The 9,349-nt window shown below is 54.5% G+C and carries 3 protein-coding genes; all 3 read left to right on the forward strand.

Annotation, left to right across the window (positions count from 1 at the left end; translation table 11 throughout):
• The first annotated feature begins 12 nt into the window (after window positions 1–12).
• A complete protein-coding gene (locus BLS15_RS27855; RefSeq protein ID WP_090514810.1) occupies window positions 13–7,227 on the forward strand; it encodes an amino acid adenylation domain-containing protein in 7,215 nt (2,404 codons plus the stop codon).
• A gap of 179 nt (window positions 7,228–7,406) precedes the next feature.
• Window positions 7,407–7,634, forward strand: a complete 228-nt coding sequence (locus tag BLS15_RS27860) for an MbtH family protein (RefSeq protein ID WP_090514814.1) — start codon at window positions 7,407–7,409, stop codon at window positions 7,632–7,634.
• A complete protein-coding gene (locus BLS15_RS27865) occupies window positions 7,631–9,100 on the forward strand; it encodes an MDR family MFS transporter (protein ID WP_090514817.1) in 1,470 nt (489 codons plus the stop codon). The genes BLS15_RS27860 and BLS15_RS27865 overlap by 4 nt, the downstream gene beginning before the upstream one ends.
• The last annotated feature ends 249 nt before the right edge of the window (window positions 9,101–9,349 follow it).

The raw sequence follows: 9,349 nt of genomic DNA on the forward strand, positions 1-9,349 counted from the left end.
GAGGTCATCATCATGCACGATCAGGAGAAGGAACGATGGCCGCTATCGGGGGCTCAGGCTGGAATCTGGTTCGCGCAGCAGCTCGATCCTGACAACCCTATTTTCAACACCGCTGAATGTGTGGATATTCGCGGGCCGATAGATCCTGCTCGCTTCGAAGCGGCTCTTCGCCAGGCGGTGACAGAGGCCGAGGCGCTGCATGTCCGCTTCGGAGAGGATGCAGACGGTCCATGGCAGAAGATCGTCCCTACAGACGACTGGGTGCTGCACATGATTGATCTAAGCAGAGAGGTTGACCCGGAAGGCACAGCCCGAGCGTGGATGAACCGCGATATGGAGAAGCCCGTTGATTTGCATACGGGGCCTCTCTTCACGGAGGCATTGTTTAAGATCGAGAGCGAGCGGTACCTCTGGTATCAGCGCATTCACCATATTGTCATTGACGGATTCGGTGCAGCATTGCTGATGCAGCGCGTGGCGCAAAATTATACAGCATTAACCTACGATCTTCCGAATGGAGCAGGAACGTTCGGTTCATTACAATCCATTTTGGAGGAAGATGCAGCATATCGTTCATCGGAACAGATGAACCGTGACCGGGAATTCTGGCTGGAGCGCTTCTCCGACAGGCCGGAAGCAGTTAGCCTTGGAGGACATGCACAGCGAACGGCCCGTCACTTCGTACGTCGCACTGCGCATATTCCGGCTGCCACCGTGAGCGGATGGCAGTCGATTGCAGCTGAGTCGGGAACAAGCTGGCCGGATGTTCTCGCAGCAGCGACCGCGATATATGTGCATCGGTTGACACAGGAAGAGGAGGTCATTCTCGGTCTGCCTGTAATGTGCCGACTAGGATCAGCCGCACTGCGCGTTCCTGGTATGGTCATGAATTTGCTTCCGCTGCGTGTGGAGGTATGTCCGGAGAGAAGCCTTGGCGACCTGCTGCGTGAGGTGACACGGGAGATCCGCATGATTCGGCGCCATCAAGGGTATCGCCATCAGGATTTGCGCAGAGACTTGAAGCTGCTTGGCGACAATCGCAGGTTAATCGGCCCGCTCATTAATGTCATGCCTTTTGTCGAGGATGTCAGCTTCGCAGGCTATCGAGGCAAAGTCAGCAACCTATCCGCAGGGCCTGTCGATGATTTGACGATTAACGTATACAGTCATGCGGATGGCAGCGGGCTGCGTCTCGACTTCGACGCGAATCCCGAAATCTATAGCTTGGACGAGCTATATGCCCATCAAAAGCGTTTCCTGCATTTATTGGATGGAATTGCGCATGCAGAATCGAATCTTCCTATTGGACAGCTTCCGGTGATTACGCCTGAAGAACGCCGACAGGTGCTTAAGGAATGGAACGATACTGCACATGATGTTCCGAGCATAAGTGTGCCAGAGTTGTTCGAGGAACAGGTGGAGCGCGCTCCCGAAGCAGTTGCGGTCGTATGCGAGGACGAGCAGCTTCGATATGGGGAGTTGAATACGAAGGCGAATCGGCTTGCCCATTACCTCATTTCCTGTGGCGTCGGGCCCGATCGTATTGTCGCACTATCTCTCCCACGCTCGGTGGAAGCGGTCATTGCCATATTGGCTATCCATAAGACAGGGGCCGCGTATTTGCCGCTTGATCCTGATTATCCAGCGGAGCGGCTCGCCTATATGCTGGAGGATGCTGATCCAGTCTGTCTGATTGCGACGAAGGAGACGTCCGCGAGCTTACCCCCTTGCAGCAGGAAGACCATCGTGCTGGATGAATCGGCAACGATAGAAGCGCTGGTGCAATCACCTGCTCACAATCCTACGGATGAGGACAGGATCAAGGCAATTTCAGCATCGCATATTTCATATGTCATTTACACTTCCGGATCCACGGGGAAGCCGAAGGGGGTCATGCTTACATTTGGCGGCTTGACCAATCTGCTGCATGACATGAAGGCCCGATTGGCGCTGAGCGAACAGGATCGGATGCTGTCCGTCACTACGATATCATTTGACATATCTGTAATGGAGCTGCTGCTGCCGCTTATATCCGGATCCGTACTCGACATTGCCCGCAAGGAAACGATTCTAGATCCGTCAGCGCTAGCAAACCGTATTGCAGCGACAGGCGCAACGATCATGCAGGCGACGCCAACACTGTGGCAGGCGCTTGCCGATAGCAGGCCGGAACGATTCGCCGGGCTCAAGATGATTACGGGCGGAGAGGCGATGCCGCTCGCGCTGAAGCTGGAGCTGCAGGAGTTGAACGGCGAGGTCAACAACCAATATGGCCCGACGGAAACGACGATTTATTCGAGCGCGGGGCTGCTTGATCATAGTCCAACGAACAAGCCGTCTATCGGGCGGCCAATTCGGAATACAAGGCTGTATGTGCTCGACAGTTCATTGGAGCCAGTGCCTCCCGGGGTAGCGGGAGAACTGTATATTGCAGGCGCCGGACTTGCGCGCGGATACTTGGGACGTGCGGATTTGACTGCTGAGCGCTTCGTTGCTGATCCATTCGGATCTCCTGGTACGCGAATGTATCGTACAGGAGATATGGTGCGTTGGTTGGCAGACGGCACGATCGATTATTTGGGACGTGCGGATCACCAAGTGAAGCTGCGTGGATTCCGGATTGAAACGGGTGAAATCGAGGCGCTGCTGGGTGCCCATCCTGACATTTCACAAGCAGCGGTTACGCTTTATGAGGATCATGCGAGTGAACAGCGTTTGGCGGCTTATGTGGTTCCATCGTCATCGTCTGGACTAGAACCTGCGGAACTGCGTCAATATGCAGCACAGAAGCTTCCGGATTACATGGTGCCGTCCGCTTTCGTTGTTCTTGATGCGATGCCGCTTACACCGAACCGTAAAATCGACCGCAAAGCTCTGCCTGCGCCGGATCGCGCTGCGGCAGCATTGGGACGCGAACCGCGTACACCGCAAGAGGAAATCATATGCGCCCTGTTCGCAGAGGTGCTGGGGCTTGCTCGCGTAAGCATCGATGATGATTTCTTCGCTCTCGGCGGACATTCCTTGCTCGCGGGACGTGTTATGGTGCGTGTACGAGAGGCATTCGGCGTTGAGCTGAATATCGGAAGCCTGTTCGAAGCGCCTACCGCTGCGTCTCTTGTGCGGCGTCTTGATACAGCACAGGAGCAGAGACCAGCCATTCGCGCGAGCTTAGGCAAGCGGCCTGAGCGGCTGCCGCTTTCTTTTGCCCAGCAGCGATTATGGTTTCTGTACCGGCTGGAGGGGGCAACGCCTACTTACAATATTCCGCTCGTTGCACGGATATCGGGGGAGCTGAATGTCGAGGCGCTGCAGGCAGCAGTTTATGATGTGGTGGATCGTCATGAGACACTGCGCACGATTTTCCCGGATGAGAATGGCACCTCAAGTCAACTGATACTGAATTCAAAGGATGTACAAATACCATTCGAGGTGCTGGACGTAAGTGAGCAGGAGCTGAACGACAAGCTAGAGGAAGCAGCACGATACAGCTTCCGTCTCTCGGAGGAGCCGTCACTGCGGATTCACTTGTTCCGAACCGCGGCGAACGAGCAGGTGCTCTTGCTGCTGCTGCATCATATTGCAGGCGATGGCTGGTCGCTCACACCGTTGACTCGTGATTTGTCGATTGCGTACGAGGCTCGTTGCCGGGGCAAGGCGCCTGCGTGGACACGGCTTCCTGTCCAATATGCTGATTATGCGCTGTGGCAGGAACAGCTGCTTGGAAGCACCGATCAAGCGGACAGTCTTATCGCACGCCAGCTCGATTACTGGTCTGAAGCTCTGAAGGGATTGCCAGAGGAGATGGAGCTGCCTACTGATTATCCGAGACCAGCGGCGTCTAGTCATATGGGAGGCACCGTCCAGCTGCAAATTGATCCTGTCCTGCACGGTCGGCTGACAGAGCTTGCACGCGGCAATCGGGCCAGCTTGTTCATGGTGCTGCAGGCTGCGTTGGCCGTGCTGTTCACCCGACTTGGAGCGGGCAATGATATTCCGCTTGGCAGTCCGATCTCTGGACGTAATGATGATGCGCTTGACGGTTTGATTGGTCTGTTCATCAATACACTTGTCATACGCACCGACACGTCGGGCAATCCAGGCTTTGAAGAGTTGCTGTCCAGAGTGCGCAAGGTCAGTTTGGAGGCGTATGAGCATCAGGATGTGCCTTTCGAGCGCCTTGTGGAAATATTGAATCCGGTTCGCTCGCGTGCTAGGCATCCGCTTTTCCAAATCATGCTCGTGCTGCAAAATACACCGGAAGCGTCGCTGGAATTCCCAGGCTTATCGTCAAGCCTACAGCTTGAGAGCGTGGGTACGGCGAAGTTCGATTTAACTTGGGAATTGAACGAGCGCCGTAATGCAGATGGAGCGCCGGATGGTCTGGATGGGATTGTGGAGTTCAGCGCAGACCTGTTCAAGCGGGATACGGTTGAGATGCTAGCTGCGCGTTATGTGCGGATATTGGAAAGCATCGCCTTAGAACCAAGCAAACCGATTGGAAAAATTGATATATTACTCCCAGAGGAGCTGCACGATCTTGCGAAGGATTGGCTGGCCTGGAGTTCATCTGTCCCACATGCTGCGCAGGCCACAATTCCGCAATTGTTTGAAGCGCAGGCTGCCCGTTCGCCGCAGGCCATTGCTGTTGTTCATGAAGGCATGACTTTAACATATGGACAATTGAACAAACAGGCAAACCGCTTGGCGCATCTGTTGATGGAGCACAGGGTAGGGCCAGAGCATATTGTGGCGCTTGCTTTGCCAAGGTCGATGGAAATGATCGTCGGCGTATTGGCTGTATTAAAGGCAGGGGCAGCCTACTTGCCGCTTGATCCTGATTATCCAACGGAACGGCTTTCCTATATGTTGGAGGATGCGGGACCTGTATGTATCGTGACGGATCAGCGCACGATTGACAAGCTCCCGGATGAGGGGATGGGGGCTGTGCCGCGCATCTTACTTGATGATCCAGAAGTGATGAGCAAGTTAGCAAGCTGTTCCGAATCTGATCCTGTAGAACAGATGTGCAGACGCAAGCTCTCTCCTTACAGTCCGGCTTATATCATTTATACGTCCGGCTCGACGGGCAAACCGAAGGGTGTGCTTGTTCCGCATCAGAACGTGGTGCGCCTGTTCTCCGCAACCGAGCATTGGTTCCATTTCGGCGCCGATGATGTATGGACGTTGTTCCATTCTTATGCCTTCGACTTCTCGGTATGGGAAATATGGGGCGCGCTGCTGCATGGCGGCCGACTCGTCATCGTGCCTCACGCTGTCAGCAGATCGCCAGAGGAGTTCCTAGGTCTGCTTGTGCAGGAGGGGGTAACGGTACTGAATCAAACGCCATCTGCTTTCTATCAACTCATGCAGGCGGACAGGGAGCATCCGAACCTCGGGCAAGCGCTGTCGCTGCGCTATATCGTCTTTGGTGGAGAGGCGCTGGAGCTAGGTCGTCTGAGAGACTGGTACGAACGGCATGCGGATGATGCGCCGCGGCTTATTAATATGTACGGGATTACGGAGACGACAGTTCATGTCAGCTTCAATGAGCTGAATCGCGATAGCGACGTGCCGGGAGCATCAAGCCTTATCGGCGGATCGATTCCGGATTTGAGGGTGTATGTGCTGGATGATGCACTGCAGCCCGTACCGTATGGCGTAACAGGAGAAATGTACGTATCCGGAGCAGGCTTGGCACGCGGCTATTGGGGCCGGCCGGGCTTGACGGCAGAGCGGTTCGTGGCCGATCCATTCGGCCCGCCTGGAAGCAGAATGTACCGCACCGGAGATTTGGCGAAGCGCGTGATTGGTGGTGGATTGGACTATTTGGGCCGTGCCGATCATCAGGTGAAAATTCGCGGCTTCCGCATCGAGCTGGGCGAGATTCAAGTCGTGCTTGCCAGACATCCAAGCGTAGCTCAGGCGGCGGTCATTGTGCGGGAGGACAACCCAGGTGACAAGCGGCTTGCGGCTTATGTGGTTCCTGCTGCAAATGCCCCTTGGGATGCGGTGGAGCTGCGCCGACATGCGGCTTCCATGCTTCCCGATTACATGGTGCCATCAGCCATTATTGGGCAGGATGCATTGCCGCTCACGCCGAATGGCAAGCTGGATCGCAAGGCGCTTCCGGCTCCTGATATTGCCCTTGATGCAGATGGGCGCAATCCGAGAACGCCGCATGAAGAGGTGCTCTGCGATTTATTCGCCGAAGTGCTGGGTCTTCGCCGCGTCGGAATCGATGACAGCTTTTTCGAGCTGGGAGGACACTCATTGCTTGCGGTTCGGCTCATCAGCCGTATCCGCGAAGCGCTTGGACGAGAGCTTAGCATTGCGGTATTGTTCGAGGCGCCAACTGTGTCCGGCCTTGCGGAGCGAATGGAGCTGGATCGGGACAGCGGGAACAGCGCGCTCCAAGTGCTGCTGCCGCTGCGGACGCATGGCGAAGAGATTCCGCTGTTCTGCGTCCATCCGGCAGGCGGCTTGAGCTGGTGCTATGCCGGATTAATGAAGCATCTTGGTGTGAATTACCCAATTTACGGCTTGCAGGCACGCGGAATTGCACAGGCTGAGGAGCTTCCGCAGACACTAGACGAGATGACGGCTGACTATATTCGCCATATTCGCATGATTCAACCGCAGGGTCCGTACCGTTTGCTGGGCTGGTCGCTGGGCGGCAATGTCGCGCATGCGATGGCCGTGCAGCTGCAAGAGGAAGGGGAAGAGGTTGCGTTTCTGGCGATGCTGGACGCCTACCCGAGCCACTACTTGCCGATTCGGGGGGAACCGGATGAGGAGGAGGCGCTGACCGCGCTGCTTGCCTTGGGGGGCTATGACCGTGACAGTATCGGCGATGAACCGCTGACGATTGCAAGCGCAATCCGCATTTTGCGCAGCGACAGCAGCGCCTTGGCCACGCTGGATGAAGAGACGATTATGAATTTGAAGGTTACGTATGAGAATTCGGTTCGTCTGTTGGGTGCTTATGTGCCGAGAAGGTACGAGGGCGATCTGTTGTTCTTCCGCTCGACGATCATCCCAGACTGGTTCGATCCGATTGAGCCTGAGATGTGGATTCCTTATGTGGGTGGGCAGATCGAACGCCATGATATTGCATGCCGGCATAAAGATTTATGCCAACCAGGGCCTCTAGCTGAAATTGGGGCGAGCATCCTAGAGAAGCTTCGAAATACGAGCAGTAGGAAGGACGTTTCTGAAATCCATGTGTAGGTATCCTCTGTATCCTCTATTTTTAGGAGACCATCTTCCCTTTGAAGTGATTAGTTGAGCAAGTTAAGGGGAAGGGGAACAAGGGATCAATATATTCGTGATATTCGTGGCAAAGTGCGAACTAATTATTTTCAATGAAATTCACATGAAACCTACTTATGAAGGGGAGAGGTTGCAGAATGGAAAATCCTTTTGAGCAAGCAGACGGCTCGTTTTTGGTGCTGCGAAATGATGAGGAGCAATATTCGATTTGGCCAGCTTTCGCGGCCGTACCTGAGGGCTGGTGCAAGGTTCTTGGCCCTGCTTCTCGGGAAGAGAGCATCGAATATATTAATTTACATTGGATAGATATGAGGCCCCGAAGCTTAGTGTCGTCAGTGACATCTGTGCTGGAAGAGGCTCAATGAGCAGGCGCTTGGATCCGAAAAAAGCAGTGTGCATCGTGTATGTGGCAGCCATGTTCGTGGTTGCCATGGATGCGACCATCCTCAACGTTGCGCTGAAGACGATAAGTGACGAGTTTCACATTCCGCCAGCCGCATCGGGAGCGCTTAACGTAGGATATTTGGTAAGCATTGCAATAGTTCTGCCGCTGGCAGGCTGGCTAGGAGACAGATGGGGCACCAAGCGCATCTTCCTGCTTGCACTTGCGATATTTACTGGTGCGTCGGTGCTGTGTGGAACGGCTGTAGATGTACACTCTCTGATCTTCTACCGCATCCTGCAGGGGATTGGGGGAGGTTTAATTACTCCACTCGGAATGGCTATGCTGTTCCGGACATTCCCTCCTCAGGAGCGGGCCAAAATCTCGCGGTCGCTTGTGCTGCCAATCGCAATTGCACCTGCAGTGGGGCCGATCCTGAGCGGCGTGATGGTCGAGCATCTTTCATGGCGCTGGATTTTTTATGTGAATTTGCCGCTCGGAATTGCTGCTTTGCTGCTTGGCCTTCTGTACTTACAGGAGCATAAAGAGCCAGAGGCAGGCCGTCTGGATATTCCGGGCGTCCTGTTGTCGGCACCAGGGCTCGGACTAGTGATGTACGCGCTTAGCCAAGGTCCGCTGCAGGGCTGGAATTCACCTGTAATAATCTTTGCAGGCAGTGTGGGAACGGTGCTGCTGGCAGCACTGGTCTTCGTTGAATTGCGAGTCCAGAAGCCGTTGCTGGATCTAAGGCTCGTGCAAGACCGCTTGTTCCGGACGGCAGGACTTGTCGCCATGTGTTCCGCTGCGGGATTGCTCGGCATGCTGTATGTATTTCCGCTCATGTATCAGCATGCACTGCAGGCTTCGGCCTTAGATGCCGGCTTAACGACTTTCCCCGAGGCATTGGGACTTATGGTGTCCTCGCAGCTTGTGCCACGGTTCTATCCAAGGTACGGGCCCAAGCGAATTATTATTGTCGGACTGCTCTGCACATCGGTGATCTTCGTGCTGCTAAGCATGGTTGGGGCAGGAACGAACCCCTGGCTCATACGAGGCATGCTGTTCGCGGTCGGCCTCTGCTTGGGACATACTGTCGGAGCCGTTCAGATCGCGGCCTTCTCCAACGTACCTCCAGCCTCGATGGGGCGCGCTACCACTTGGTTCGCGGTTCAGAACAGACTCGGACCGGCCATAGGAATGGCCGTATTGTCCGCCATCATGGCTGCAATGGCAAGCGGTCAATTGGCGAACGGAGCTGTAGATGCTGCCCATACCGGACAGCTTGAAATGAATCTTCTTGCTTACCGTACCGCCCTGCTCGGTGCAGCTGCATTTCTGCTCCTTGGCTTATGTGCCGCCTTCCGGATCCAGGACAGCGACGCCGCCGCGACCATGAAATCTCGGCAATCTTCCATTCCTGCGACGAAGCCCGTAAAGGCTGAAGGATAGAGGATAAAAGATCACGTATCAATGCCTAAATATTGGAATTACATGTTTCAATATTCTATCTTTATTACAGAGATAGTCTGTTTTTTCCCAACCGTCGTGGATAAGTGATAGAGGCAATACCTAGGTACAGTAAAGGTTTAGAGTAATTTTGACGAATTCTCAGAAAATTTCGTTTTAGGTTGGGAAAATTGTAGTGAAACCCGCGTGGTTGTAGTAAAATTGCTATATTGATGTTTTGAAAAAGCCTGA

It is taken from the genome of Paenibacillus sp. cl6col (genome assembly GCF_900102125.1).
Lineage (GTDB): Bacteria > Bacillota > Bacilli > Paenibacillales > Paenibacillaceae > Paenibacillus_B > Paenibacillus_B suaedae.